The following is a 1,216-nucleotide window of genomic DNA, read 5'->3' on the forward strand; positions in this document are numbered from 1 at the left end:
AAAGGACGGGACCGGGGCCGCCGTGCGCCCAGAGCACTGGACATACCGGCTCCTAGCCCTCCGAGCAGAACAGGCAGGGGGCGAAGCCTGAGCGCCGCCAGCTCCCCGGCGTCCATTCATCACATCGTCCGCCGATCCAACCTTGATGACTCTGCCGAATTGTTCTCTAGAGGATCAAGGCGGCGCTGAAGCGCCGCACCGTGGCCGCTCGCCCTTCCCCGCGCTCATGCCTTCGGCCCGCGCGGGGAGGGCGGCGGCCCGCACCGGCGCCACAGGCCGCAGTCTCTAGCGACACCGGGAACCCTCACCAGAGCCGTCCAGGACGCTTCCCGGGCACTCCAGCGCGACACCGCTAGACACTAGGCCGCAGGCTGCACGCCGACCAGGTCGCTAGCATTAGCGCTAGACCTAGCGGCGACTCTGGACCTCCCGATCGGGGACGATCTCTGGCCCGGTGGGGTGGGTTACGTTCGGAGGAAGGTGTCAGTGATCGAGAAGGTTGGCTGCACCTGGATGCGTGTGCTTCCCGTGCATCCCTCCGCGCGGTACTCCAGCACGACGAACCGACGTGGGCCGTTCGCCTCAGCGGCAAGCCGTGTGGACTGCTCCCTAAACAGGTCAGCGATAACGTTCGGGCCGCTCGTGAGCCGGATCCTCACACTCTGGTCAGTCTCGTCCCACGTGAGATGCAGTTCTTCTGCCTTGCTGATGGGCACGCGCAGTTCTCGCACGTACTCGTCCCCGGAGATCTCCTCTGTCTGCGGAGCCACCCCTAGCAGCGAGAGCCAGACATCATCAGGAGCTACGGCGAGCGGCGACATGTCGGCCACCCTAGAACCGCAGGCGTGGCAGCTGCAATCTGCCTTGGCCCACGTCGGCGCGGGAACACCGCCAGCCGTCTGGTGACGCTGCCAGTCGGGCGTGCCATCGATAGCGCCTCCGGCGGGGGCCGCCCCGGCCCCGGGATGGAGGGGGATGCGTGGGCGTCTTGCGGCCGGGTGGGTGGTTGGGGTGGGGCCATCCCGCCCACCGCCGACCCAGGCGGATGCCTACGCGGAACCTGGCCCCGCCGGCAAGGCTCGCCGTAGGCGACCGCGCTTGCGCGGCTTGGCCTTGCCGGCGGGGCCAGAACCCGCGTCCACGGAGTGTGGGTCGACGGCGGACGGGATGGCAGGCCTCTCGCTTGGAGTGCTCGTTGCGGCTGGGCTTGTGTTAG

General features: G+C 68.6%; 1 protein-coding gene. It reads right to left on the minus strand.

Features of this window, described 5'->3' with window-relative positions:
- Positions 1-464 precede the first annotated feature (464 nt).
- Positions 465-821 (minus strand): hypothetical protein, encoded by a 357-nt coding sequence (locus Cba03nite_RS39400; RefSeq protein WP_203757687.1) that lies wholly within the window; start codon positions 819-821, stop codon positions 465-467.
- Positions 822-1,216: the final 395 nt, after the last annotated feature.

This window comes from Catellatospora bangladeshensis (assembly GCF_016862575.1).
GTDB classification, from domain to species: domain Bacteria; phylum Actinomycetota; class Actinomycetes; order Mycobacteriales; family Micromonosporaceae; genus Catellatospora; species Catellatospora bangladeshensis.